Annotated in this window: 24 protein-coding genes; 17 read left to right on the top strand and 7 right to left on the bottom strand. The window is 64.1% G+C overall.

The features are described from left to right. Positions 1–59: 59 nt before the first annotated feature. The 7 genes from KF887_02500 to KF887_02470 all read left to right on the top strand — a co-directional run bounded on the left by KF887_02500 (position 60) and on the right by KF887_02470 (position 6,600). A complete protein-coding gene (locus KF887_02500; protein ID QYK42030.1) occupies positions 60–689 on the top strand; it encodes a TetR/AcrR family transcriptional regulator in 630 nt (209 codons plus the stop codon). A gap of 306 nt (positions 690–995) precedes the next feature. Continuing rightward, positions 996–2,306: an extracellular solute-binding protein gene (locus tag KF887_02495; protein ID QYK42029.1), complete on the top strand. Its 1,311-nt coding sequence runs from the start codon at positions 996–998 to the stop codon at positions 2,304–2,306. Between the two features lie 66 nt (positions 2,307–2,372). Beyond that, entirely contained in the window at positions 2,373–3,275 is a 903-nt protein-coding gene (locus tag KF887_02490; protein QYK42028.1) for a sugar ABC transporter permease, read from the top strand. Position 3,276: 1 nt separating this feature from the next. Further along, entirely contained in the window at positions 3,277–4,239 is a 963-nt protein-coding gene (locus tag KF887_02485; GenBank protein ID QYK42027.1) for a carbohydrate ABC transporter permease, read from the top strand. Then, positions 4,236–4,448, top strand: a complete 213-nt coding sequence (locus KF887_02480) for a hypothetical protein (GenBank protein ID QYK42026.1) — start codon at positions 4,236–4,238, stop codon at positions 4,446–4,448. The genes KF887_02485 and KF887_02480 overlap by 4 nt, the downstream gene beginning before the upstream one ends. After that, a complete protein-coding gene (locus tag KF887_02475; protein ID QYK42025.1) occupies positions 4,448–5,539 on the top strand; it encodes an ABC transporter ATP-binding protein in 1,092 nt (363 codons plus the stop codon). The genes KF887_02480 and KF887_02475 overlap by 1 nt, the downstream gene beginning before the upstream one ends. Next, entirely contained in the window at positions 5,539–6,600 is a 1,062-nt protein-coding gene (locus KF887_02470; protein QYK42024.1) for an ABC transporter ATP-binding protein, read from the top strand. Before KF887_02475 ends, KF887_02470 begins: the two co-directional genes overlap by 1 nt. Before the next feature lie 12 nt (positions 6,601–6,612). Here the strand turns inward: KF887_02470 and KF887_02465 are convergent, their stop codons facing one another. Genes KF887_02465 through KF887_02450 form a run of 4 tightly spaced genes read right to left on the bottom strand, consistent with a single transcriptional unit; the run spans position 6,613 to position 10,411 of the window. Beyond that, positions 6,613–7,593, bottom strand: a complete 981-nt coding sequence (locus KF887_02465; protein QYK42023.1) for a 3-phosphoglycerate dehydrogenase — start codon at positions 7,591–7,593, stop codon at positions 6,613–6,615. Position 7,594: 1 nt separating this feature from the next. Continuing rightward, positions 7,595–8,287 carry a FadR family transcriptional regulator gene (locus KF887_02460; protein ID QYK42022.1) on the bottom strand — a complete coding sequence of 231 codons (693 nt, stop codon included), beginning with the start codon at positions 8,285–8,287 and terminating at the stop codon, positions 7,595–7,597. Positions 8,288–8,304: 17 nt separating this feature from the next. Beyond that, positions 8,305–9,471 carry a mandelate racemase/muconate lactonizing enzyme family protein gene (locus KF887_02455; protein QYK42021.1) on the bottom strand — a complete coding sequence of 389 codons (1,167 nt, stop codon included), beginning with the start codon at positions 9,469–9,471 and terminating at the stop codon, positions 8,305–8,307. A 52-nt stretch (positions 9,472–9,523) separates the two neighbouring features. Then, complete coding sequence (locus KF887_02450; GenBank protein QYK42020.1) at positions 9,524–10,411, bottom strand: sugar phosphate isomerase/epimerase; 888 nt, start codon at positions 10,409–10,411, stop codon at positions 9,524–9,526. A gap of 247 nt (positions 10,412–10,658) precedes the next feature. Here KF887_02450 and KF887_02445 point away from each other — a divergent pair, with 247 nt between their 5' ends. The 3 genes from KF887_02445 to KF887_02435 all read left to right on the top strand — a co-directional run bounded on the left by KF887_02445 (position 10,659) and on the right by KF887_02435 (position 13,794). Then, complete coding sequence (locus tag KF887_02445) at positions 10,659–11,516, top strand: sugar phosphate isomerase/epimerase (protein ID QYK42019.1); 858 nt, start codon at positions 10,659–10,661, stop codon at positions 11,514–11,516. Positions 11,517–11,550: 34 nt separating this feature from the next. Further along, entirely contained in the window at positions 11,551–12,606 is a 1,056-nt protein-coding gene (locus tag KF887_02440; protein QYK42018.1) for a sugar phosphate isomerase/epimerase, read from the top strand. A gap of 63 nt (positions 12,607–12,669) precedes the next feature. After that, a complete protein-coding gene (locus KF887_02435; GenBank protein QYK43401.1) occupies positions 12,670–13,794 on the top strand; it encodes a Gfo/Idh/MocA family oxidoreductase in 1,125 nt (374 codons plus the stop codon). Positions 13,795–13,816: 22 nt separating this feature from the next. Here the strand turns inward: KF887_02435 and KF887_02430 are convergent, their stop codons facing one another. From KF887_02430 to KF887_02420, 3 genes are read right to left on the bottom strand one after another with little or no spacing between them, the layout of a single operon-like run. Beyond that, complete coding sequence (locus tag KF887_02430) at positions 13,817–14,668, bottom strand: alpha/beta hydrolase (GenBank protein ID QYK42017.1); 852 nt, start codon at positions 14,666–14,668, stop codon at positions 13,817–13,819. A 28-nt stretch (positions 14,669–14,696) separates the two neighbouring features. Beyond that, on the bottom strand, positions 14,697–16,115 hold the full coding sequence (locus tag KF887_02425) for an NAD-dependent succinate-semialdehyde dehydrogenase (protein ID QYK43400.1): 1,419 nt from the start codon (positions 16,113–16,115) through the stop codon (positions 14,697–14,699). Positions 16,116–16,174: 59 nt separating this feature from the next. Further along, on the bottom strand, positions 16,175–17,383 hold the full coding sequence (locus KF887_02420; protein ID QYK42016.1) for an iron-containing alcohol dehydrogenase: 1,209 nt from the start codon (positions 17,381–17,383) through the stop codon (positions 16,175–16,177). A 231-nt stretch (positions 17,384–17,614) separates the two neighbouring features. On the opposite strand from KF887_02420, the gene KF887_02415 reads away from it, so the two are divergent. From KF887_02415 to KF887_02385, 7 genes are all read left to right on the top strand, one after another. Continuing rightward, a complete protein-coding gene (locus KF887_02415) occupies positions 17,615–18,301 on the top strand; it encodes a GntR family transcriptional regulator (protein QYK43399.1) in 687 nt (228 codons plus the stop codon). 96 nt (positions 18,302–18,397) lie between these two features. Beyond that, positions 18,398–18,985 carry a DJ-1/PfpI family protein gene (locus KF887_02410; protein QYK42015.1) on the top strand — a complete coding sequence of 196 codons (588 nt, stop codon included), beginning with the start codon at positions 18,398–18,400 and terminating at the stop codon, positions 18,983–18,985. A 207-nt stretch (positions 18,986–19,192) separates the two neighbouring features. Continuing rightward, positions 19,193–20,158 carry an ABC transporter substrate-binding protein gene (locus KF887_02405; protein QYK43398.1) on the top strand — a complete coding sequence of 322 codons (966 nt, stop codon included), beginning with the start codon at positions 19,193–19,195 and terminating at the stop codon, positions 20,156–20,158. Positions 20,159–20,257: 99 nt separating this feature from the next. Next, positions 20,258–21,784, top strand: a complete 1,527-nt coding sequence (locus KF887_02400; protein QYK42014.1) for a sugar ABC transporter ATP-binding protein — start codon at positions 20,258–20,260, stop codon at positions 21,782–21,784. Then, on the top strand, positions 21,781–22,800 hold the full coding sequence (locus tag KF887_02395; protein QYK42013.1) for an ABC transporter permease: 1,020 nt from the start codon (positions 21,781–21,783) through the stop codon (positions 22,798–22,800). The genes KF887_02400 and KF887_02395 overlap by 4 nt, the downstream gene beginning before the upstream one ends. After that, positions 22,797–23,774, top strand: a complete 978-nt coding sequence (gene yjfF, locus KF887_02390; GenBank protein ID QYK42012.1) for a sugar ABC transporter permease YjfF — start codon at positions 22,797–22,799, stop codon at positions 23,772–23,774. Before KF887_02395 ends, yjfF begins: the two co-directional genes overlap by 4 nt. A 1-nt stretch (position 23,775) precedes the next feature. Then, a complete protein-coding gene (locus KF887_02385; GenBank protein QYK42011.1) occupies positions 23,776–24,519 on the top strand; it encodes a FadR family transcriptional regulator in 744 nt (247 codons plus the stop codon). The last annotated feature ends 2 nt before the right edge of the window (positions 24,520–24,521 follow it).

Genomic DNA, 24,521 nt, shown 5'->3' with positions numbered 1-24,521 from the left:
TCCTTGCTGCCGTCGAAGATCCCGCTTGATCGGAAACTGCACTGTAGTACCGTATTGGGATGCCAGTTCCAAATCAAGACGCTGATCCGGCCGATGAGACCCTGCCGCTGAAGGGGCCCGCGGCGCGCACACGGGCGCTGATGGTCGCCACCGCAAGCCGGATGATGCGGCAGGGCCTGTCACCATCAGTCAGCGACGTGGCCGAGGCGGCGGGCGTTTCGCGCTCGACGGCCTATCGCTATTTTCCCACGCTGGCCGAGATGCTGCGCGCCGTGGTGGCGGAGGCGCTTGGCCCGATCCTCGACTGGGAGGACGGCGCAGCCGAAGGCGATGCGCGGCTGGCATCGCTCTACGGCGTGACCTTCCGGCGGCTGTCGGAGCATGAGGGAACGTTTCGCGCGGCAATCCGGCAGTCGCTTGAGCCCAGCTACGCCAAGCCCGGAGATGCCGCGCTTGGCCGCGGCCACCGGCGCGCGCTGCTGGCTCGCGCCGTCGGTGGAACCGGGCTACCGCCGGACCAGCAGACCCGGCTGATTCGGGCGCTATCGCTGACCTATGGCATCGAGGCAATGATCGTGCTGAAGGACATCTGCGGGCTTGCCGATGACGAAGTGGCCGAGGTGGCGCTGTGGTCGGCGCGCGCGCTGCTGGAAGCGGCACGGCGCGAGGCGGGAATCACGCACGCCTGAGGGATGCAGACTGGTCCGGCCAGAATGATCACATTCGGATGTAGCTTTTGCTGGGTCCGGATTCGAAAGGCTGGATGAAACACCTTTGATTCCTGCAACTACAATCGGATAGACGCCTTGGCCTGCGTTGCGGAATCGCGGGGCTCTGCCGCGATGCCGGGCAAAGGAAGATTGACACCATGGCCGATCTGGTATTACCAATTTTGCTGGAAGTGGAGGAAGCCTAAGACGGTGGCAGGTCCACCGGGTGCCGGTGAGTGGCCCCCAGATGCGTGCTGCCAATCAACAGAAACGGGAGGAAATCAGATGCACAGACCATTCTACCGGCTCCTGGCGGGGGCTGCGGCGATCGCTCTGTCCGCGCCCGCGGCGCTGTCGCAGGAACTGACCATCTTCTGGGCCGAGTGGGACCCGGCGAACTATCTGCAGGAACTGGTGAACGAGTACGAGGCCGAAACCGGCGTCAGGGTCACCGTGGAAACCACGCCCTGGCAGGATTTCCAGACCAAGGCCTTCACCGAGTTCAACGCACGCGGGTCCGCCTATGACATGATCGTCGGCGACAGCCAGTGGCTGGGCGCGGCGTCGGAAGGCGGCCACTACGTCGATCTGACCGAGTTCTTCAAGGCCAACAATCTGGGCGAGATCATGGCTCCGGCCACGGTCAAGTACTACGCCGAATATCCCGCCAACTCGCAGAAGTTCTGGGCCATTCCGGCCGAAGGCGATGCGGTGGGCTGGTCCTATCGCAAGGACTGGTTCGAGGATCCGGCCGAGATGGAGGCGTTCAAGGCAAAGTACGGCTATGACCTCGCCGTACCGCAGGATTGGAAACAGCTGATCGACATCGCCGAGTTCTTCCACCGGCCCGATCAAGACCGCTACGGCATCGCGATCTACACCGACAACTCCTATGACGGTCTGGTCATGGGCGTGGAGAATGCGCTGTTCTCCTACGGGGCCGAACTGGGCAATCCCGACACCTATGAGGTCGAGGGCATCATCAACTCGGACAAGGCGGTCGAGGCGCTCGAGGCGTATCGCAAGCTCTACAGCTTTACCCCGCCGGGCTGGTCCAAGACCTTCTTCGTCGAGAACAACCAGGCGATCACCGAGAACCTGGCGGCGATGTCCATGAACTACTTCGCCTTCTTCCCGGCGCTGGTAAACCCGGCCACCAACCCGAACGCAGCCAGCACCGGATTCTTCGCCAACCCGAAAGGGCCCTACGGCGACCAGTTCGCGGCGCTCGGCGGCCAAGGCATCTCGATCGTGTCCTACTCGAACAACATCGACGAATCCTACAAGTTCCTCGAGTGGTTCATCCGGGAAGACGTGCAGAAGCGCTGGGCCGAACTGGGTGGCTACACCGCACACGCCGCCACGCTGGAAAGCGAGGAGTTCCGTAACGCCACCCCCTATAACGAAGCCTTCTTCCAGACCATGTTCATGGTGAAGGACTTCTGGGCGGTGCCGGAATACGCAGAACTGCTCATCGCGGCCAACCAGCGCTGGTATCCCTATATCGTGGGGGGCGAAGGCACGGCGAAGGAAGCGCTCGACGCGCTGGCGGCCGACTGGACCGCGACCTTCAAGAAGTATGGCCGGCTGAAGTAACGACCGCCTAGGCGGCGGGCGCAGACATCGCGCCCGCCGTTTCACTTTTCACTCAGGAATGCAGCCGTGGCCGACGTGATGACCCGTCTGAACCCCGATACGCGCGCCGCCGCGCGGGGGCTTTCGGACCTTTCGATCCGCAATCTCTTCATCATCCCCACGATCGCCTTTCTGATCGTCTTCAACGTATTCCCGCTGATCTATTCACTGTGGACCGCGTTTACCGACTATCGCGCCTCGACCAATGCACCGTCGCAATGGATCGGGCTGGACAACTTCCGCTATCTGCTGAACGACCCGTTCATCTGGCGGAACTTCACCATCACCGCGAAGTACGTTCTGATATCGGTCACCGGGCAGGTGCTGGTGGGCTTCGGTCTGGCGATGCTGCTGAACCGCCCGATACCGTTGAAGGGCCTGATCACCACCCTGCTTCTTCTGCCGATGATGCTGTCACCCGCGGTTGTCGGCCTGTTCTGGAAGCTGCTTTACGACCCTTCGTTCGGTATCATCAACTACTTCCTGGGCCTTGGAAAATTCGAATGGCTCGCCGACCCGCAGATGGCGCTCTACGCGGTTGCCATGGTTGACATCTGGATGTGGTCGCCGTTCGTCATGCTGCTGTCGCTGGCCGGGCTGTCGGCGGTGCCGAAGCACCTTTACGAGGCGGCAGAGATCGACAGGGCGGGATCGTTCTACACGTTCTTCCGCATCACGCTGCCGCTGGTCGCGCCGATCCTGATGATCGCGATCATCTTCCGCACGATGGAGGCGTTCAAGACCTTCGACCACGCCTACATCCTGTCGACGCAGCCGACGACCGAACTGATCGCGATCCGCCTTTACAAGATGGCCTTCCTGGAATGGCAGACCGGCATGTCCTCGGCCTTTGCCTACATCGTTCTGATCGTCGTTGTCGCCATCACCAACATCTACGTGAAGTACCTGAACAAGGCGAAGGCGCGCTGACATGGCCGAAGTCAAGACAAGAGGCGAAATCATCACCAACCGCATTGCCGTGGTTGCGGTGCTTGCGGCCCTGATCGTGATGCTGACCCCGATCTTCTGGATCACGGCCACCGCCTTCAAGCCGCGGAACCTGGCGACGACGGCACCGCCCACGGTGCTGTTCGAACCGACGCTTGCCCCCTTTGCCAAGCTGTTCACCAAGCGCAGCCAGCTGCGCGAGCCGGTGCCGGAAGAGGTATACGAGGCAGCACCCTGGTGGGAGAAACTGGTTTTCGACGGCGGCGAGCAGGTGGTGCGCAACCGCAAGACGGGCGAGGCGACCTCGTCAGGCTATGGCAACCGCTATGTGAACTCGCTGATCGTTTCGATCATTTCGACATTCCTTGCCGTCTCGATGGGCACGATCACCGCCTATGGGTTCTCGCGCTTCAAGGTGCCGGGCGAACAGGACTGGCTGTTCTTCATCCTGAGCACGCGAATGTTGCCACCCATCGTGGTCGCGATCCCGATGTTCCTGATGTATCGCGCGGTCGGCCTGCATGACACGCATATCGGCCTGATCATCCTCTACACCGCGTTCAACCTGTCCTTTGCGGTCTGGATCATGAAGGGCTTCATCGACGAGATCCCGAGGGAATACGAGGAGGCCGCGCTCGTCGACGGCTACACGCGGCTTGAGGCGTTCCGGAAGATCGTGTTGCCGGAGGCCCTGACCGGGATCGCCGCGACCGCGGTGTTCTGCTTCATCACCGCCTGGAACGAATATGCCTTCGCACTGATGATGACCTCTCGCAATGCCCAGACCGCACCGCCCTACATTCCCAGCCAGGTCGGATCGGGATTGTCGGACTGGACGGTCATCGCATCGGGGGCATTCCTGTTCCTTCTGCCGGTGGCGATCTTCACCTTCCTTCTGCGCAACCACCTGCTGCGCGGCATGAGCTTCGGAGCGATCCGCAAATGACCTTTCGCCAGATGAACGCCAAGTGGTTCGAGCCCATAGCGCAATGGACGATGATCGCCGGGCTGGTCTTCCTGTGCCAGCCCTGGGTCGAGGTGCTGCACAGATACGGCCTGACGATCATCATCCTTGGCCTGGTCGGGTTCCTGATCACATCCCACATCCCGCCGGAGCCTGAAGCCGAAGACGAAGAAGAGGAAGAACTGGTCTGATGGCCCGGATCGAACTGAGGAACATCCAGAAATTCTTTGGCGCCGTTCAGGTTCTGAAGGATGTGAACCTGACCATCGAGGACGGAGAGTTCGTTGTCATGCTGGGCCAGTCGGGCTGCGGCAAGACGACCACGCTGCGCGCGATCGCGGGGCTTGAGACTGTGTCGGCCGGAACGATTTCGATCGAAGGGCGCGAGGTGCAGGATCTGCGCGCCGCAGACCGCGATATCGCCTTCGTGTTCCAGTCCTTCTCGCTCTATCCGCACATGACGGTCTACGAGAACATCGCCTTTCCGCTGCGGGCCGTCGGAATGAGCCAGGACCAGCGTGACGGCGCGGTGCGGGAAGTGGCCAAGGTTCTGGGAATTGAGCGCCTGCTGAACCGCAAGCCTTCGGCGCTGTCCGGCGGTGACATGCAGCGCGTCGCCATCGGCAGGGCACTGGTGAGACGGCCGAAGGCGCTATTGATGGACGAGCCCATCGGGGCTCTGGATGCGAAGCTGCGCGAGCAGATGCGGGCCGAGATCAAGCGCCTGCATATCGCGCGCAGCTCCACATCGGTCTATGTGACGCACGACCAGATCGAGGCGATGAGTCTGGCCGACCGGATCGTCGTCATGCATGCAGGCCTGTTGCAGCAGGTCGGCGCACCGCAAGAGGTATACAACCGTCCCGCCAACCTGTTCGTGGCACAGTTTGTCGGATCGCCGGTCATGAACGTTTCGGATGTCGCCATCGAAGGCGGCGCCGGCGCGGCGCTGCTGTCATTCGGCGGGGGTGCGGGCATCCCGGTGGCTGGTGGCCATGTGGGGCACCTGCCAGGGCAGCGCGCCGTCAAGCTTGGCATCCGGCCCGAAGCGGTATTGCTGCGACATGAGCCCGGCGTCGGGTTTGTCGAGACGGAGACCACGAACATCGAGCCGCTCGGCTCGCATGAGATCGTCGATGTCCGGCTTGGCAACACAACGCTGCGCGCGCGGGTTGAACCCGGCTTTGTCGGCGACGGGCAACGCGTCTGGGTCGGACTTGATCCTGAGCGGGCACATTTCTTCGATGGTGAATCGGGACTGGCGCTGCGGAGGACTGCCTGATGGCGCGGATCGAACTGAGCGGGATCAGCAAGAGCTTTGGCGCGCAGCGCGCCTTGCGCGATCTGAATCTGACGGTCGAGGATGGCGAGTTCTTCGTGCTTCTCGGCCGCACCGGCGCAGGCAAGACAACCACCCTGCGGGTCATCGCGGGGCTGGAGAAGCCGGACGCTGGGTCAGTCGTCATCGGTGCGAACGACGTGGGCGCCTGGACAGCCGCCGAGCGGGATGTGGCGCTGGTCTTGCAGCAGTATTCGCTCTATCCACGGCTGACGGTGCGAGGGAACCTTGAGTTTCCGCTGAGATCCCGGTTGCGCAATCTCTCGGAACCCGAGATCGCGTCCCGTGTCCAGAAGGCGGCGCAGACGCTTCAGATCACGCATCTTCTGGACCGGAAGGTCGAGCGCCTTTCGGGTGGCGAGATGCAGCGCGTGTCGATCGGGCGCGCGATCGTGCGGCAGCCCTCGGTCTTCCTGATGGACGAGCCGCTTTCTGCACTGGACGCGAAGCTGCGGGAATCGCTGCGCGTGGAGCTGAAGAAGCTGCACAGCGACCTTGGCGCGACGTTCCTGTTTGTCACGCATGACCAGGTCGAGGCGATGTCGATGGGCGACCGGATCGGGGTGCTGCAACAGGGACGGCTGGTGCAGGTGGGAACGCCTTCGGACATATACGAACGCCCGTTGAACACCTTCGTCGCACGCTCGGTGGGTTCGCCGCCGATGAACCTGATCCAGGGCCGGCTTTCCGGTGGCATGGCGGAACTCGGGGGGTTCCGTCTGCCAGTGCGGACTGCCGCCGGAGGCGATCGGCCGGTGACATTCGGCGTTCGGCCCGAGAATGTCGTTCTTGACGCAGGAGCCCCCGGTGAGGCGCGGATCTTCGACATCGAGGATCAGGGCGTCCTGAAGGTGCTGTCGATGGACATGGGTGAAACCCGGCTGCATGTGACGGTTCCGGCCGGGACAAGGGTGGTGCGGGACGAGATCGTGCGCTTCGGCTGGAAGCCCGAGCGGGTGCTGGCCTTCGATCCGGCGAATGGCGCCAATCTCGCGCTGGCCTAGGCCAGGCAGAGGTCACGCCGGAAAGCGGCGGCGATAGAGCGCGACCGCCTCGGGGTTGACCAGCTGCTCCGGAAGGCCGCCTGTGACCACCCGCTGCACCTCGGCCACCACCGCCTGACCCATACGCAGCATGCTTTCCTCGGTGATCCCGGCCATGTGCGGGGTCAGGATCACGTTTGGCAGATCGAAGAACGGATGATCCGGCGGCAGCGGCTGGGTATCGAACACATCCAGTGCCGCCCCGCCCAGACGGCCCGAGACGAGCGCCGCGACCAGCGGCGCCTCGGCCACCAGGGGCCCGCGCGCGACGTTGACGAGCACCGCGCCCTGCCGCATCTGTGCGAGGGCCGCGCCGTCGATGATCCCGCGCGTCTCTGCGGTCAGGGGTGCGCAGAGGGCTAGGACATCCGACTGCGCGAGAAGATCGGAAAATCCCACATGCCGCACCCCATCGGGCATCGGCGCAGAACGGCGGCTGTGACAGACAACCTTCATGCCAAAGCCGCCCACCGCGATGCGCGCCAGCGCCCGGCCGATGTTGCCCATCCCGAGCACGCCCAGCGTCCTGCCCGAAAGCTCGCGCCCATGGTCAGAATGGGCACGACCTGCGGCCCAGCCACGTTCCCGCAGATCGCGGTTGACCTGTGGATGGCGGCGCTGAAGGGATAGCGCCGTCCATATGACATGCTCGGCCACCGTCACCGCATTGGCGCCAGGAACGTTCGCGACCAGAACGCCCGCCGCCGTCGCCACCTCAACCGGGATCATGTCGAGCCCCGCGCCATGCCTGACAAGCGCCCGAAGCCCCGCGGCATGCGCCACGGCGTCAGCCGGAATCGGCGCGCGGACAACGATGATGGCAGCCCCGGAAGATTCGCGGACGATCGCATCGGGTGTCGGGGCGGTGGCGACGCGGTATGATCCGACCGTCTGAAGTGCCGCCGTGACCTCGGGGTGCAGGGGATGCGTCGAGAAGATCACGGGCAAGGCCATGTCAGGCGTCCGCGACTGGTGGTTCCAGGATCTCGGACCAGTAGCTCATGGCACCGCGAAGATGCGAAACCATCAGGGCTGAGGACAGCGCCGCATCACGGCGGCGGAGCGCGTCAAAGATCTGCATGTGCTCTTCGTGGGATCGCTGATTCCGCTCGGCGCTACGGAAGTAGACCTGAAGGCGGTTGTGGCTGAGTGCGTAGAAGGACGTGCAGATGTTCAGGAACACCGTGTTCTGCGTGGCGCGCACGATCTCCAGATGGAACTCCTGGTCCAGTTGATCCAGCCCCTCGCCTGCCTTCAGCCGTTCTTCGGACCGGGACAGGATGTCCCGCAGGCGGTCGAAGTTTTCATCGGTCGCGCGAGAGGCGGCCAGTTCGGCAGCCTTGATCTCGTGGATCTTGCGGACTTCCACCGCTTCATAGATCTGGCGGTTCTCAAGCGGCAGGCCGACCCGCGCAAAGAAGGCCATCGCTTCAATCCCACCGATGCCGACATTGACGTAGATGCCGGATTTGGCCCGCCGATCAATCACCTGCATTGCCTCGAGGATCGCCAGCGCCTCGCGGACCTGACCGCGGCTGACGGAGAAATGCTCGGCCAGGTCGCGCTCGGATGCCGCCTTGCCGTCATTCTTCCGCGCCGTCTCGATCAGGTAGGCGGCGATCGTGGGAAGAAAGTCCTCCTGCTGCATGCTTTACTCCGGCTGCATCATGCTTTGGCGTATCGCGTGATCGTAGCGGCATTCATCTCCAGGCCAAGTCCGGGTGCTTCGGGCACCGCGATCGTGCCGTCCTCGACCCGCACCGGCGCGCGCGAAAGATCGTGGATCATCGGGTTCGCGCCCAGCGAGAACTCGACGATGAAGCCTGCGGGCGCGGCAGCCAAGACATGCAAACCGGCAAAGAAGCAGGGGGCGCCCGCCCAGAGATGCGGGGAAAGGCGCAGGTTGAAGGCCGAGGCAATCGTGGCGATGCGCATCGCCTCGGTGATGCCGCCGCAGAAGGCAGGATCGGGTTGCAGGATATCGGCGACCCGACCGGCTGCCAGGGCGGCAAAGTCGAACCGCGTGCATTCCGACTCGCCGAGTGCCACGGGAATCGAGGTTCCCGCACGGAACTCGGCCAGCCCTGCACGGTCATCCGCCGATACCGGTTCCTCGAACCAGGCCAGATCGCAATCGGCGACCATGTGCGCAAACCGTCGCGCCTCGGCCACCGTATAGGTGCCATGGGCATCGACCATCAGATCAATGTCGGGGCCAAGCGCCTTGCGGGCTGCCCGGACCCGGTCAGCAGAGACATGCGGCCGCCCGTCCATCGACCCGACGCGCATCTTCACCGCCCTGAACCCGCCCGTGTCGACATAGGATTGGAGTTGCGCCCCGATCCCGGCCGCATCGGCCCAGCCACCCGAGGCGTAGGCAGGCAGGCGTTCGGCCTTCCGCCCGCCCAGAAGCGCCCAGATCGGCTGGTTCAGCGCCTTGCCGCGAATGTCCCACAGCGCGATGTCCACGGCGCTGATCGCGGCGATGGTCAGGCCGCGACGGGCCAGTTCAGGCAGCGGATGGCCGCGCGTCGCGGCAGCGGCAGCGCGTGTTCCGTTGTAGAGGTCTTCCCAGATCGGCGTGATCTGGCTTGCGTCCCGCCCGATCAGTCTTGGTCCGAATTCGTGATTCAGGAGATGCACGAGGGCCGCGTAGTTGCCCGCGCTGCCTGCGGCGTTCTTGCCCTCGCCCCAGCCAACGATGCCGCTTTCCGTCTCGATCCGCAGGATTGCCGCGTCGAATGTTCTCAGCCGACCGAAATCGCTGACATGCTGCCGTGCCTCCTCGATCGGGATCTGAACCCACCAGGCCTGGACCGATTTGATGCGCATGCACGGCGTCTCCCTGTTGGCGGGACGGCCCCCTGAGAGGCCGTCCGCACGCTCACCTGATCAGTGGCAGCAGCGTTTCGGCCGTGATCCGCATCTGATCGGCATAGAACTGCTCGGTCAGCAGGCTGGAGCCGTGATCCTGGATGAACTTGAGCTGCTCAGGAGAGATGTCGACGGGATTCGTCTCGACCATGTCGGGATAGATTGCAGCGGGGGTCCGGTCGACCGGCGCGACGAACTCGTTCGTCAGCGCGCCGTCATAGCCGATCTCCTTCAACGTCCCCACGATCTTTGCCCAGTCAAGCTGGCCAAGACCCGCGGCGAAGCGATTGTTGTCGGCGACGTGGAAGTCGAACAGGCGCTTGCCGGTCAGCCGGATCGCCTCGTACATGTCGGCTTCCTCGATGTTCAGATGGAACGCATCGAGGCAGACGCCGCATTCCGGACTAACTGCGTCCGCAAGCGCCAATGCCTGCGCGGCGCGGTTGAACAGATAGGTCTCGAACCGGTTCAGTGGCTCCACCGCAATCCGCACACCACGCTTCTGCGCATGCGCAAAGCACTCCCGCGTCGCGTCGACCACCCATTTCCACTCTTCTTCGGGCGTGCCATCGGGCACGACCTTGCCGACGGTGGCCGGCACCAGCGTGATGATCTCGCCTTCCAGCTCGGAGACCATCGTGATCACCGACTTGACATAATCGACCGATCGGGCGCGCTGGCCTTCGTCCCTGGCGGCAAGGTTGCGCTCGCCCAGGGTGAGCGTCACCGCACCCCAGCAGCGCATGCCGTTTTCCTTCAGAAGCTTCAGAGTGTCCCTTGTGTTGTACTGGGTCGGCTCGCCCGAAATCTCGATGGATTCGTAGCCATATTGCTTGATCCGCCGAACGGTCGTCTCAAGCGGTTCGGCCCGCATCCAGTTGTGCGTCGAAAGATGCATCTCTCCTCCCTTGAGGTCGTTGCCGGGTGTATGACCGCGCCGCCTCTGCGTTCCTTCTGGTTCGACCAGATTGCGCCGGAACACAAATCCGGTCAAGGGTGTCGCTGGGGTTGCGCTCACCAGGAGCGCGGCATCCGGCCCAATTCCAGAGTTGCGCGGAGAATCGGCGGGTTGGCGCCGCAAGATACTGGCGCGATGGTTTTGACTTTGGTAAGACCAGATTGCGGCACAGCGATGAGGTGCGATCATGAAACTCGGAATGTGCATGTTCCTGTGGACAACCCGCGTGGGTCCGGAACACGGCGCACTTCTGGCGGATATCCAGGCCACCGGATTCGACGGCGTGGAGATACCGGTATTTGAAGGCGCGCCCGCAGACTATGTCAAACTCGGCGCCGTCCTGGACGGGCTGGGCCTGGCACGGACGGCGGTTTCGGCCATCGGCGATCCCGCGATGGACCTGATCTCGCCGGACGCCGCAGTTCGCCGGGCCGGTGTGGACAGGATGCGCTGGATTCTGGATTGCAGCGCGGCGCTTGGCGCCGACCGCGTGTCGGGCCCGCTCCATTCGGTACTCGGCCAGTTCTCGGGCAGGGGTCCGACGGCAGACGAGACTGCCCGCGCCGTCGAAAGCCAGCAGCTTGTGGGCGAACACGCCGCATCGGTTGGCGTGACGGTCGGACTGGAGGCGCTGAACCGCTTCGAGTGCTATCTTCTCAACACGATGGACGATCTTGCCGATTTCGTCCGCCGCGTCGGTCATCCGAACATCCGCGCGATGTACGACACCTTTCACGCCAACATCGAAGAAGCGGACCCGATCGGGGCCCTGACCCGGAACCACGCCGAGGTTGTGCATATCCATATTTCCGAGAACGACCGGGGCGTGCCGGGACGCGGGAACATCCCCTGGGCCGAAACCTTCGCGGCAGTTCGCGACATCGGCTATGATGACTGGCTGACGATCGAGTCATTCGGACGCGGACTGCCGGATCTGGCCGCGGCGACAAAGGTCTGGCGCGATTTCGCGGAGAGCCCCGAGGCCGTCTATCGCGATGGCCATGCCCATATCGTTTCGCATTTGCAGAAGCTCGGCCTGCGGTGAGCGGGCCGGAAACACCGAACCGGAAGGAGTGACGATGAAGACGATTCAAGGTCCGGGGCTGTTCTTGGCGCAGTTTGCGGGTGATGCGGCCCCCTTCAACTCCTGGCGCTCCATTACGCGTTGGGCGGCAGACTGCGGCTATGCGGGTGTGCAGGTTCCAAGCTGGGACGGGCGACTGTTCGACCTTGAGAAGGCGGCGGCATCGAAGGACTACTGTGACGCGTTCAAGGGCGAGGCGGCCGAGAACGGTATCGCGGTGACCGAGCTTTCGACCCACCTGCAGGGTCAGCTGGTGGCGGTTCACCCTGCCTATGACGCTGCCTTCGACGGATTCGCGGCCCCGCAGGTTCGGGGGAATCCGAAGGCGCGGCAGGAATGGGCCGTGGATCAGGTGAAGAAGGCGCTGACAGCCAGCCGCAATCTCGGGATCGGCGCGCATGCGACGTTCTCCGGGGCGCTGGCATGGCCCTTTGTCTACCCCTGGCCACAGCGGCCTGCCGGACTGGTGGAAATGGCGTTCGACGAACTGGCGCGGCGCTGGCGGCCGATCCTAGACCACGCCGAGGAGATGGGCGTCGATGTCTGCTACGAGATCCACCCCGGCGAGGACCTGCATGACGGCGTGACCTACGAGATGTTCCTTGAGCGGACCGGTAACCACGCGCGTGCCTGCATGCTGTACGACCCGAGCCACTACGTCTTGCAATGCCTTGATTACCTGGACAATATCGACATCTATCGGGACCGCATCCGGATGTTCCACGTCAAGGATGCCGAGTTCAACCCTACGGGTCGGCAGGGCGTGTACGGCGGTTTCCAATCCTGGGTGAACCGCGCCGGCCGGTTCCGCAGTTTGGGCGACGGCCAGGTGGACTTTGGCGCCGTGTTCTCGAAAATGGCCGCGAATGATTTCGCCGGCTGGGCGGTGGTGGAATGGGAATGCTGCCTGAAGCACCCCGAGGACGGCGCCCGCGAGGGTGCAGCCTTCGTGAAGAACCACATCATCCGGGTCACCGAGAAGGCATTTGACGACTTTGCCGACGGCGGGACGGATGATGCGGCGAACCGCCGGATGCTGGGTCTGGGCTGAGGAGAGGGACAGATGGCCATAACGGGAGCACATGTGGCGCGGGCACCGCGTATCCGGTTGGGAATGGTCGGCGGCGGTCGCGGTGCGTTCATAGGCGCCGTCCACCGGATCGCGGCCCGCATCGACGACCAGTACGAACTGGTCGCGGGTTGCTTTTCCTCCGATCCCGAGAGATCGGCCGGTTCGGGAGCCGACCTCGGGATTGACCCGCGCCGCTGCTATGGCAGCTTCGACGAGATGGCCTCACGCGAGGGGCGGCGGAAGGACGGGATCGAGGCGGTGGCGATCGTCACGCCGAACCATCTGCATGCCCCCGCGGCCATCGCATTCCTGCGGCGCGGCATCCACGTGATCTGTGACAAGCCGCTGACGGCAACCCTGCCCGAGGCGAAACGGCTGGCAAAGGCGGCGGAATCGTCGGGGGCGATCTTTGCGCTGACCCACAACTATACGGGCTATCCGATGGTGCGGCAGGCCCGCGCCATGGTTGAGGCTGGCGATCTGGGCGAAATCCGGCTTGTGCAGGTGGAGTACGCGCAGGACTGGCTGTCCGAACCGCTGGAGACGACCGGCCAGAAGCAGGCGGCCTGGCGCACCGACCCCGCGCAGTCGGGCAAGGGCGGGGCAACCGGCGACATCGGCACGCACGCGTTCAACCTGGCGAACTTCGTGACCGGGCTTGAGCTTGATGCGCTTGCGGCTGACCTGCAGAGCTTTGTGCCGGGGCGTCGGGTGGATGACAACGGCCATGTCCTGCTGCGGTTCAAGGGTGGTGCCCGCGGCATGCTGTGGTGCAGCCAGGTCGCGCCGGGCAACGAGAACGCCCTGAAGCTTCGGGTCTACGGAACCAAGGCGGGGCTGGAGTGGGAGCAGGAGAACCCCAATTACCTGTGGGTCGGCCCGCTCGGCCAGCCGAAATACCGCCTGACGCGCAGTGGCCCCGGGGCGGGCGAGGCGGCAGCGCGGGTTTCGCGCATCCCTTCGGGGCATCCCGAGGGGTATCTGGAGGGCTTTGCGAACATCTATGCCGAGGCCGCTCGCGCGATCATCGCACGCCGCGATGGAGCCACCCTTGACCCGGCAGTGACCTTTCCGGGGGTGAAGGAGGGGCTTGACGGGGTGGCCTTTGTCGCAGCCTGCGTCCAATCCTCGGCCCGCAATGCGGCCTGGGTGAAGCTCGCGCTCTAGAATCCGGATGGCGGTGCCAGCTTCACGCCACCGCCCTTCGGCTTTCCTCGACCATCGTAGAAAGGCGCTGACCCAGCGGGCGACGGGGATCTGCAAGATCGAGCACGATGTCCATGTGGTTCAGGCCGGGCGTGACCACGAGATCGGACCTGATCCCATCCGATCGGAGCAACTGGCACAGCTGTCGTGCCTGGTCGTGGAACGGTGGCGTCTCCTGTTCGCCGACGGCAACGATACGCTCGGGACCCGGATGATGGCGTGACGAAAGCGGCGTCCATGCCTCGGCCTCCGCCGGTGTCATCCGGGCCTCGTGCCTCAGGAAACTGGAGGGAATGTCCACAAGGTCGTAGATGCCGCTGACAAGCATCAGACCTGCAATCGGGGTGAGCGGCCATCGCCCCTCCTCCGGCCCGGTCGCGGCCAGAAACGAGGCAAGATGCGCACCCGCGGAATGGCCGCTGACCGTCAGTCGCGCGGGATCGGCCCCGAGCCCGCCTGCCCTGGCGGCCAGCCATGCCGCTGCCCTGCGCACCTGATCGACGATGGCACCGAGCCTTGTGCCGGGCATCAGATCGTATTCGACGATTGCCGCGATACCCCCCACAGCAAGCACCGGAGCGGCGACGCATGTATAGGCGGCCTTCTCGCCCGACCGCCAATACCCGCCGTGAACGAACATGTGTATCGGCGCCCCGGCGCGCAGGCGCGTCGGCAGCAGAATGTCGATCCGTTCGCGCGCACCCGCCCCGTAGGCGCTGCCCGACCACATGCTGGCGGTGGCGGCCAGTTGCCGGCTGCGATCCGCGATCTCGGCCGCGATTCCATCGAACTCGGGTACGAAATCGCGGATTCGATAGGGATCCTTGGTGGTCATCCTTGCTGTCCCCTGCCTTGCGGGCGCCTCAGAAATCCAGTGCAAAGTACTTTGCCTCCATGAATTCCAGAATGCCGGTGACACCACCCTCGCGGCCCAGCCCGCTTTGCTTGACACCCCCGAAGGGTGCGGCAGGGTCGGACATGAGGCCACGATTGATGCCCACCATGCCGCTTTCGATCTGCTTGCCAACCCGCAGGGCACGTTTCAGGTCGGCCGTGAAAACATAGGCGGCAAGCCCATACTCGGTGTCATTGGCCATCCTGATCACTTCATCTTCCGTTCGGAAGCGATAGACCGCGGCAACCGGGCCGAAGATCTCCTCGTGCGCGATCATTGCATCGGCGGGGACGTTGTCGAGCACGGTGGGCGGGTAGAAATATCCGCCGTCCATGGGGGCGCCGCCGGTCACAACGCGCGCACCCTGCGCGACGGCATCGCTGACCAGCCGATCGATCTTCTGTACGGCCTGCCTGGTGATCATCGGGCCGCATTGGGTGGCCGGATCGGTGCCCGGCCCCACCTTCAGCGCACCCATGCGTCCCGCAAGCCCGGCGACAAAGGCATCGTGAATGCCATCCTGCACATAGAACCTGTTGGCGGCGGTACATGCCTCGCCTGCGTTGCGCATCTTCGCGACCATCGCACCATCCAGGGCGGCATTCAGTTCAGCGTCATCAAAGACGATGAAGGGTGCATTTCCGCCAAGCTCCATCGAACAGCTGACGACCGACTTTGACGCTTCGGCCAGAAGTGTTCGGCCGACGCCGGTCGATCCGGTAAACGACAGCTTGCGGACCCGCGGGTCGGCAAGCATCGCGGCGACCACGGGACCGGGCCGCGTGGTCGTCAGCACGTTGATGACACCCGGTGGAACCCCGGCCTCGGCGGCGATGCGCGCCATCGCATAGGCGGTCAGCGGTGTTTCCGTCGCGGGCTTGAGGATGACGGTGCAGCCCGCGGCGAGTGCGGGGCCGATCTTGCGGGTCGCCATCGCAGCCGGAAAGTTCCACGGCGTGATCAGCACCGAGATCCCGATCGGTTCATGATCCACCAGAATCCGGTGAGAGCCCGATGGCGTGTGCCGGAACTCACCGGGAATGCGGGTCGCCTCCTCGGCGTACCAGCGGAAGAATTCGGCGGCATAGGCCACTTCGCCCCGCGCATCGGACAGAGCCTTGCCATTCTCGAGCGAGATCAGCCTTGCAAGGGGTTCGGCCTCTTCGGTCATCCGCGTGAAAATCCGGCGCAGTATCTCTGACCGCTGGCGTGGCGGGGTCATGCGCCACCCTGCGGCGGACGCTTCTGCCGCATCAACGGCTGCAATGGCCGCCGGGATGTCTGCGTCGGCAACGGTCGCCAGAACCTGCCCGGTCGACGGATTGGTGACGGGAATCGCGGGCCCGGCGAGCCAGTTTCCGCCAATCCACAGACCTCGGGCGTGCACGGCGGGATCGGCATAGTCCAGTCCGGCGGGGGCGGCATCAAGGATCAATTCGGCTCTCCTCAGGCATGGGTGCGGATCAGATCGTGCTGACCCGAGAATGCGGCGCCGACCAGCAGGCGCATGTCATCGGCACCGATGGGGCGGGGATTGTTCTGGATCAGCCGGGCGACGCCCAGCGATTGCTCCGCGACCCAATCCAGGCGGTCCTCGGCAAGGCCCAGATCGCGCAAGGTCGGCGGGATTCCAATCCTGCCGAACAGCGCTGACAGGTTCGGGATCACATTGTCCGCATGGCCTAGGCCCATCGTCTGGGCAATGGCGGCAAGTTCCGGCGCGATGTCTGGCGCATTCCACGCCATCACATACGGCATCAGGCAAGCGACCCCCGATCCGTGGGCGGTATGGGTCAGCGCCCCTACCGGATACTGTATCGCGTGGGCCGCAGCCGTTCCCGCCACACCGAAGGCGAGCCCGGCCAGCGTCGCACCCATCATCACCTTGCCTCTGGCCACGGCGTCCGCGCCATTGGTGCATGCAGCCTCCAGACCCTCCGAAAGCAGGGCAAGGGCGCGCAGAGCAAAGTGGTCAGAGAGGGCATTCTTGCCGACAAAGACGCGTTCCTGAGACAGGCCGGGTGTCACGGGGCGGCGCCTTGCCGTGAATGCCTCGATCGCGTGGGTCATGGCGTCTGCACCGGCGATGGCGGTCAGGCCGGGGGGGCAGCTTGCCGTCAGATCAGGGTCACAGATTGCGACGGTCGGGATCAGGTGGGGGCTGGAGATGCCGACCTTCAGGCTGCGCTCGGCGTCGGAAAGCACCGCGACCGGGGTGACCTCGGACCCGGTTCCAGCGGTCGTCGGAATGGCAATCAGCGGCATGACCGGCCCGGGAACCTGAAGCTCGCCATAATAGTCCTGGGGCCGCCCGCAGTGGGTCAGCAGAAGTGCAAGACACTTGGCCATGTCGAGGCAGGAACCACCACCTACACCGATCACGAGATCGGCCGCGAAGCCACGTCGTGCCTCCGCGGCTGCGATTGCCGATTGGACGGGCACATCCGGCAGGGTGCCGGACTCCACTTCAACGACCAGTCCGGCGCCACGCATGTCGCGAAGCAGGTCCAGGAACGTGCTGTCCGCGGCAAGTCGTTCATCCGTCACAACCAGGGCACGCTGCCCCAGCCGCTTTGCGATGGCGGCAAGCGCATGACGCTGACCAGAACCAAACAGTATCTCGCGTGGGGCCCTGATCGTACCGAATAGCTGCATTCTTTCCTCGTCGTGCGTTCAGGCGGCCTGCATGGTCCGCATATCGAAATCAGCGACTGCGATGGTGGCCCGCAGCATCGGGCAGGGGCTGGGCCTGCCGACCCCTCGTCGGATCGTTGCGGATCCGGCGTTGCGGCGATACACATATCGGATCGTATACGATAAACGATTTGACATACGATAGCCTATCTGCGAGCGATTGTCGCGTGTCAAGCAAAGTTGGTAATGCGCATGGGAATGTCGGCCGAACGCGAAGGACGCACGGTGTCACTGCGCCCGGTCAGCGTCGTCGATGGAGTCTACGACAACATCTACGAACGGTTGATGTCGCTCGACATCGCGCCAGGGGCACGGATTGCCATAGATGCCTTGGCGCGCGAACTGGACGTGTCGCAGACCCCCGTGCGCGAGGCCCTGAGCCGTCTTGAGCGCGAGGGTCTGGTCCGCAAGGCACACCTGGTCGGCTACTCGGCCGCCCCTCAACTCACACGGAAGCAGTTCGACGACCTCTACCAGTTCCGCTTGCTGCTTGAACCGGAAGGCGCACGTCTTGCCGCGCTCAACATGACGCCAGAGGCGCTGGCGACCATAGAGGCGGCGGCTGCCGACATGCAGAACGGCGGCGCGCCGGTCGATCGCAACAGCCGCTACTCGCGATTCGCGCGGGCTGACGCGCATTTTCATGATGCGATCCTGAGGGTCGCGGGAAATACTGTGATGCGCCAATCGCTTTCCGGTCGGCATGTGCACCTGCACATATTCCGCCTGATGTTCCACGTCCGTGTCACGGCGGAAGCACTGGAAGAGCATGAGCGCATCGTTGCGGCGTTTCACGCCCGTGATGCTGCAGCCGCTGACCTGGCAATGCGAGACCACATAAGGCGGTCCTATGAACGTCTGCTTCCGGCATTCGAGTAAGGCCGGAATGGGCGGTCGGCCAATGGCCGGTCCCCGCAAGATTGCGTCCCGGCACGTTCCGGGCGTGTGTCCAGAAACCTGACGGGAGGAAGAGACATGGGCGGCAAGAAGATCCTGATGCTGACGGGCGAGTTCACCGAGGAATACGAGATATTCGTGTTCCAGCAGGGCATGGAGGCCGTGGGCCACACCGTCCATGTCATCTGCCCGGACAAGAAGGCCGGAGACAAGATCCAGACGTCGCTGCACGACTTTGAAGGACATCAGACCTACATCGAGCGGTTCGGACATCTGGCAGACATCAACAAGACGTTCGCCGAGGTGAAACCTGAAGACTATGACGCGGTCTATTGCGCGGGCGGTCGCGGGCCGGAGTACATTCGCACCGACAAGCGCGTGCAGGCCATGGTGCGACACTTTCACGATGCGAAGAAGCCGATCTTCACGATCTGTCACGGTGTTCAGATCCTTGTTGCGGTCGACGGCGTGATTCGCGGCAAGAAGGTCGCGGCCCTTGGCGCCTGCGAGCCAGAGGTCATTCTGGCCGGCGGCACCTATATCGACGTGAAGCCGACCGAGGCCTATGTCGATGGCACAATGGTTTCCGCAAAGGGCTGGACGGGACTCGCGGCCTTCATGCGCGAATGCCTGAACGTGCTGGGCACGAAGATCGTTCACAGCTGAAACGCGTTCTTTTTCGGCAGGTTGCAGCCCCGTCGCGCGCAGGTGCGGCGGGGCTTTCGCGTTTGGCGCAGACCTTGAAAACGGTATGGGCAGCAATGCTGTCCGCATCGCGCATTGCATTTTACATATAGTAATACTTTTGCTAGCGTTCGTGCAGGTCGACGGGAGGAGACGTCTGCCTCGAAATCCTAGGGAGGGATCATGTCCATCATCAAGAAACTCGCGCTGGCCGCGGGTATTGGCGCGCTGTTGTCCTCTGCTGCCTATGCGGACGGGCTTTCCGGCAAGGTCATCGGCTTCTCGCAGATCGGCTCGGAGTCTGGCTGGCGGGCGGCCGAGACCTCGGTGACGAAGGCCGAGGCCGAGAGGCTGGGGGTCGACCTGAAGTTCGCCGACGCCCAGCAGAAGCAGGAGAACCAGATCAAGGCGATCCGCGGCTTCATCGCTCAGGGGGTCGATGCCATTCTGGTCGCGCCGGTCGTCTCGACCGGCTGGGAAGAAGTGCTGACCGAAGCAAAGGAGGCGGGTATCCCCGTGGTCCTTCTGGACCGCGGCATCGACGCACCGCAGGATCTGTACCTCACCTCGGTCGCCTCTGATCAGGTCAAGGAAGGTCGCGTGGCCGGCGAGTGGCTGGTCGGCGCCGTCGGCGACAAGGAATGCAAGGTGGTCGAGCTTCAGGGTACCGTTGGCTCGTCCCCTGCCATCAACCGCAAGCAAGGCTTCGAGGAAGGCATCTCGGGTCACGCCAACCTGTCGATCATCCGCAGCCAGACCGGCGACTTCACCCGCTCGAAGGGCAAGGAGGTCATGGAGGGGTTCCTCAAGGCAGAGGGTGGCGGCAAGGGCATCTGTGCGGTCTATGCACACAACGACGACATGGCCGTCGGCGCCATCCAGGCGATCAAGGATGCGGGGCTGAAGCCCGGCAGCGACATCCTGGTCGTATCGATCGATGCCGTGCCCGACATCTTTGCCTCGATGGTGGCAGGCGAAGCGAATGCAACCGTGGAACTGACCCCGAACATGGCAGGTCCCGCCTTCGCGGCCCTGGATGCCTATCTGAACAATGGCACCGTGCCCGAGAAGTTCATCATCACGGAATCCAAGCTCTACACCCCCGCCGACGACCCGCAGGGCGAATATGACCGCCGGAAGGGTCTGGGATACTGAACTTCCCCGAGATGCGTCTGTCGGCGGTGCAAACCCGCCGACAGTATTGTCTTGTCCGGGCAAAAGCAGAAGTGTGGCAGGCAGGATCGGGGGGCAGACATGGCCGAAGGCGGAGTGCCGGTGCTCGAGGCGCGGGGTATCGTCAAGATTTTCGGCCAGCACCGGGCGCTTGACGGCGTGGACTTCGCTGTCAGGGCGGGCGAGGTACACGCGCTATTGGGCGAGAACGGCGCGGGCAAGTCCACGCTGATCAAGATACTCACAGGCGCCTATCAGCCTGATGGGGGCGAGGTTCTGCTGGACGGCGCCCCCGTCCGCTTCAGCGACCCGCTGCACGCACAGGGCCGTGGCATCGGGACGGTTTATCAGGAGGTCAATCTCCTGCCGAACAGGTCGGTCGCCGAGAACCTGTTTCTCGGTCGCCAACCCACCCGTTTCGGACTGGTGCAGCGCGGCGCGATCGTGGCGCAGGCCCGTGCCCTGCTTGCAACCTACGGTCTGGACATCGACGTGCGGGCCGAACTGGGGAGCTATTCCATCGCGGTGCAGCAGATCGTGGCCATTGCCCGGGCGGTCGAGCTGTCCGGCAAGGTGCTGGTTCTGGATGAACCCACCGCGAGCCTTGACCGTACCGAGGTCGCACGGCTTTTCGAGGTCGTTGCCGGGCTCAAGGCGCGCGGTCTGGCCATCGTGTTCATCACGCATTTCCTGGACCAGGTCTTCGCGGTGTCCGACAGGGTCACGATCCTGCGGAACGGGCAGCTGATCGGCACCCGCGACCTGTCGCAGCTTACCGCCACCGAGGTTGTGCGGATGATGCTGGGAAAGGATCTGGCCTATGAGCAGCGCGCCCTGCCCGTCTCCGAGGGGCCACAGGGACCCGTCCGGGTCACCTTTTCATCGCTGGGACGTGCGGGTCGCGTCGCCCCGTTCACCCTGTCACTGCACGAGGGCGAGGTCGTGGGGGTTGCAGGCCTGCTGGGCTCCGGCCGGACCGAGATGGCGCGGTTGATGTTCGGGGTGGACACCCCCGATGAGGGAGATGTCAACGTCGGCGGCAAGGCGGTCAGGGTCCGAAACCCCGTTCAGGCGGTGGCTGCGGGGTTCGGCTTCTGCCCCGAGGATCGCAAGCTGGATGGGATATTCGGCGAGCTTTCGGTGCGCGAGAACATCGTCATTGCCTTGCAGGCCAAACTCGGCTGGTTCCGCGCGCTGAATCGCGACGAGCAGGACGAGGTCGCGGGGCGCTTTGCCGAGGATCTGGACATCCGTGCGGCCAACCATGACATGCCGGTGAAGCTTCTGTCGGGGGGCAACCAGCAGAAGGTGATCCTGGCACGCTGGCTGGCCATCGACCCCTCGTTCCTGATCCTTGATGAACCGACCAGGGGAATTGATGTCGGTGCCCATGCCGAAATCGTGCGCACCATCAACCGCCTTCGCGAGGAGGGGTTGGCACTTCTGGTGATTTCCTCGGAACTGGACGAGGTGGTGGCCTACTCCAACCGGGTCGTGGTGATGCGCGACCGACAGATGGTCGCCGAACTGCGCGGCGAGGACATCACGCCATCGGTGATCGTCGCGGCGATCGCCGAACACAGCGTCGCCGCAGGGGAAACGGCATGAGAAGGCTGAACTGGAAGGGGGCCCTTCTGCGCCCGCAATTTGCGGCGCTGGCGGCGGTGCTGTTCATCAACTGGCTGCTTTTTCCGGGGTTCTTCACCGTGACGTGGCAGGATGGTCGCCTGTTCGGCAGCCTGATTGACGTGTTGAACCGGGGCGCGCCGGTCGCGATCCTTGCCATCGGCGTCACCGCCGTGATCGCGACAAAGGGCGTTGATCTGTCGGTCGGTGCCGTCATGGCGATCGCCGGTGCCGTGGCGGCGGTCATGGTGTCATCCGGAACCCCGGCACTGATGGCAATCGCCGTGGCCCTGTTGGCCGGCGCCGTCTGCGGATTGTGGAACGGCGTTCTGGTCACCTTTCTGGACATTCAACCGATCATAGCCACGCTGGTCCTGATGGTGGCCGGCCGGGGCCTCGCGCAACTGATCACCGAAGGCTCCATCGTGACCTTCTCGGACCCGGTGCTGAGCTTTGTCGGGACCGGTGCGTTCCTGGGGCTGCCCATGCCCGTGGTGATCGCGCTTGTGCTGATGGTGGTGACAACGCTCGCGGTGCGCCGCACGGCGCTTGGCCTGCTGATCGAGGCCGTGGGCGTCAACCGCTCGGCCGCACGTTTCGCCGGCATCTCCAGCCGTGTGCTGCTGCTGCTTGTCTACGGCTTTGCGGGGTTCTGCGCCGCCGTTTCGGGCCTGATCGTGGCTGGCGATATCCGGGGGGCCGATGCCAACAACGCCGGTCTCTGGCTGGAACTGGACGCCATTCTTGCGGTGGTCCTGGGCGGGACCTCGCTGATGGGCGGGCGCTTCTCCATTCCAATGTCAGTGGTGGGGGCGCTGATCATCCAGGCCATGAACACCGGCATCCTGATCTCGGGCTTCTCACCGCAGTTCAACCTGGTCGTCAAATCGGGCGTGATCATCCTGATCCTGATGCTGCAATCGCCCCTTGCGAGCCAGTGGATCGGGCGCCGGATCGGTCATCACGCACCCGCCGCCACGCAAAGGAAGACCGGATGAACCGCGCACTTCGCCCCTTGCTGGCCACCACCGTCATCTTCCTGCTCGCCTATGCTGCCGCGGCCATCCAGTTTCCGTCGATGCTGTCCACCCGCGTCATGGGCAATTTCCTGACCGACAACGCCTTCCTCGGGATCGCCGCCGTCGGGATGACCTTTGTAATCCTGTCCGGCGGGATCGATCTGTCGGTGGGTGCGGTGATCGGCTTCTCGACGGTGCTGATTGCAACACTGATCATGTGGGCAGGGCTGCATCCCGGGCTGGCGTTTGCCATCACCGTGACGGTCGCCGCCATCTTCGGTGCGGTGATGGGGGCCGCGATCCACTATCTGAAGGTTCCATCCTTCATCGTGACGCTGGCCGGCATGTTCCTCGCCCGGGGCGGCGCCTCGGTGCTGTCGCCTGACAGCATCGGGATCAAGCACGAGGTCTATTCCTCGATCTCGCGCAGCTACATCCTGCTGCCGGGCGGGGGGCGGCTGACGGTTATCGCGATGATCATGCTCGCCGTGTTCGCCATCGGCATCGTGCTGGCGCACCGGACGCGCTTCGGCTCGTATGTCTATGCACTGGGCGGGTCCGAGACCTCGGCCGCACTGATGGGTGTGCCTGTCGCGCGCACCACCATTCTGGTCTATACCCTGTCCTCCACCCTTGCAGGTATCGCGGGCATCGTGTTTTCGCTTTATACCTCAGCGGGCTATTCGCTGTCTGCCATGGGGGTGGAACTGGATGCGATCGCCGCCGTGGTCATCGGCGGCACGCTGCTGACAGGGGGTTATGGTTTTGTCGCGGGCACATTCATCGGCGTCATGTTGCAAGGGCTCGTGCAAACCTACATCGTGTTCGACGGAACCTTGTCCAGCTGGTGGACAAAGATCGTTATAGGCGGGCTGTTGTTCATGTTCATCCTGTTGCAACGGCTGGTCTTTTCGGCCTCGTCATCGCGCAGGAAGGCGCTTTGGAAATCCTGAAATGAGCGAACCGGGGAGCCTGGTGCGCGCGCTCTCCGGGCGGCAGACGGCGCGAAACTACCATTCCTACGTCATTGCCGAGGTCGGTCTGGGGATCGCGTCCGGGCGCTTTCCCGTGGGCTCGATCCTGCCCAACGATGCCGAGATGATGGATGCCTACGGCGTGTCGCGCACCGTCCTGCGTGAAGCCCTGAAGACGCTGGAGGCCAAGGGACTGGTCGAGGCGCGGGCGAAGGTCGGAACGCGGGTCCTCTTGCGAAGCCGCTGGAACCTGTTCGATCGCCAGGTCCTTGCCTGGATACAGGAGGCCGGACCCGATGCCGCGTTCCTGTCGAGCTTTGTCGAGATGCGCCAGTCCGTCGAGATGGACGCAGCCACCCTGGCCGCGACGCGGCGCAACGCGGAACAGGTCCGGATGCTGCACTACTGGCTAAATCAGCGCCGCGCGATGTCGACCATGGCGGAACCCTTTGCCCTTGCAGAGTTCGAGATCCACCGCACGCTTTGCGAAGCGTCGCAGAACCCGTTCCTGCGCGCGGCGTCAGGCTTGGTCGAGTTCGGCGTGGTGCAAGCCATTCTGCCGCGCCTCAGGGCAGGCATCGAGGACTTCGCCACCGAGAAGGCGTTGCACTACGAGGCCCTGGCAGATGGCATCGCGGAAGGCAGCGCCGCACAGGTCGGCGCCGCGATGACGGCCATACTGGACCAGGATCGCGCATGGATCCTGCACCAAAAGGGTGCCTGAGG

Source organism: Paracoccaceae bacterium (genome assembly GCA_019454225.1).
In the GTDB taxonomy this organism is placed as follows: Bacteria; Pseudomonadota; Alphaproteobacteria; order Rhodobacterales; family Rhodobacteraceae.
The sequence above is the reverse complement of the archived record's forward strand: the minus strand, read 5'-3'. Positions and strand labels throughout refer to the sequence as shown.

Bases quoted from the DNA above. Each gene is read 5' to 3' on its own strand.
- KF887_02500 (QYK42030.1), top strand. From the start codon at position 60: ATGCCAGTTCCAAATCAAGACGCTGATCCGGCCGATGAGACCCTGCCG.
- KF887_02495 (QYK42029.1), top strand. From the start codon at position 996: ATGCACAGACCATTCTACCGGCTCCTGGCGGGGGCTGCGGCGATCGCT.
- KF887_02485 (QYK42027.1), top strand. From the start codon at position 3,277: ATGGCCGAAGTCAAGACAAGAGGCGAAATCATCACCAACCGCATTGCC.
- KF887_02480 (QYK42026.1), top strand. From the start codon at position 4,236: ATGACCTTTCGCCAGATGAACGCCAAGTGGTTCGAGCCCATAGCGCAA.
- KF887_02475 (QYK42025.1), top strand. From the start codon at position 4,448: ATGGCCCGGATCGAACTGAGGAACATCCAGAAATTCTTTGGCGCCGTT.
- KF887_02470 (QYK42024.1), top strand. From the start codon at position 5,539: ATGGCGCGGATCGAACTGAGCGGGATCAGCAAGAGCTTTGGCGCGCAG.
- KF887_02465 (QYK42023.1), bottom strand. From the start codon at position 7,593: ATGGCCTTGCCCGTGATCTTCTCGACGCATCCCCTGCACCCCGAGGTC.
- KF887_02460 (QYK42022.1), bottom strand. From the start codon at position 8,287: ATGCAGCAGGAGGACTTTCTTCCCACGATCGCCGCCTACCTGATCGAG.
- KF887_02455 (QYK42021.1), bottom strand. From the start codon at position 9,471: ATGCGCATCAAATCGGTCCAGGCCTGGTGGGTTCAGATCCCGATCGAG.
- KF887_02450 (QYK42020.1), bottom strand. From the start codon at position 10,411: ATGCATCTTTCGACGCACAACTGGATGCGGGCCGAACCGCTTGAGACG.
- KF887_02445 (QYK42019.1), top strand. From the start codon at position 10,659: ATGAAACTCGGAATGTGCATGTTCCTGTGGACAACCCGCGTGGGTCCG.
- KF887_02440 (QYK42018.1), top strand. From the start codon at position 11,551: ATGAAGACGATTCAAGGTCCGGGGCTGTTCTTGGCGCAGTTTGCGGGT.
- KF887_02435 (QYK43401.1), top strand. From the start codon at position 12,670: ATGGTCGGCGGCGGTCGCGGTGCGTTCATAGGCGCCGTCCACCGGATC.
- KF887_02430 (QYK42017.1), bottom strand. From the start codon at position 14,668: ATGACCACCAAGGATCCCTATCGAATCCGCGATTTCGTACCCGAGTTC.
- KF887_02420 (QYK42016.1), bottom strand. From the start codon at position 17,383: ATGCAGCTATTCGGTACGATCAGGGCCCCACGCGAGATACTGTTTGGT.
- KF887_02415 (QYK43399.1), top strand. From the start codon at position 17,615: ATGGGAATGTCGGCCGAACGCGAAGGACGCACGGTGTCACTGCGCCCG.
- KF887_02410 (QYK42015.1), top strand. From the start codon at position 18,398: ATGGGCGGCAAGAAGATCCTGATGCTGACGGGCGAGTTCACCGAGGAA.
- KF887_02400 (QYK42014.1), top strand. From the start codon at position 20,258: ATGGCCGAAGGCGGAGTGCCGGTGCTCGAGGCGCGGGGTATCGTCAAG.
- KF887_02395 (QYK42013.1), top strand. From the start codon at position 21,781: ATGAGAAGGCTGAACTGGAAGGGGGCCCTTCTGCGCCCGCAATTTGCG.
- yjfF (QYK42012.1), top strand. From the start codon at position 22,797: ATGAACCGCGCACTTCGCCCCTTGCTGGCCACCACCGTCATCTTCCTG.
- KF887_02385 (QYK42011.1), top strand. From the start codon at position 23,776: ATGAGCGAACCGGGGAGCCTGGTGCGCGCGCTCTCCGGGCGGCAGACG.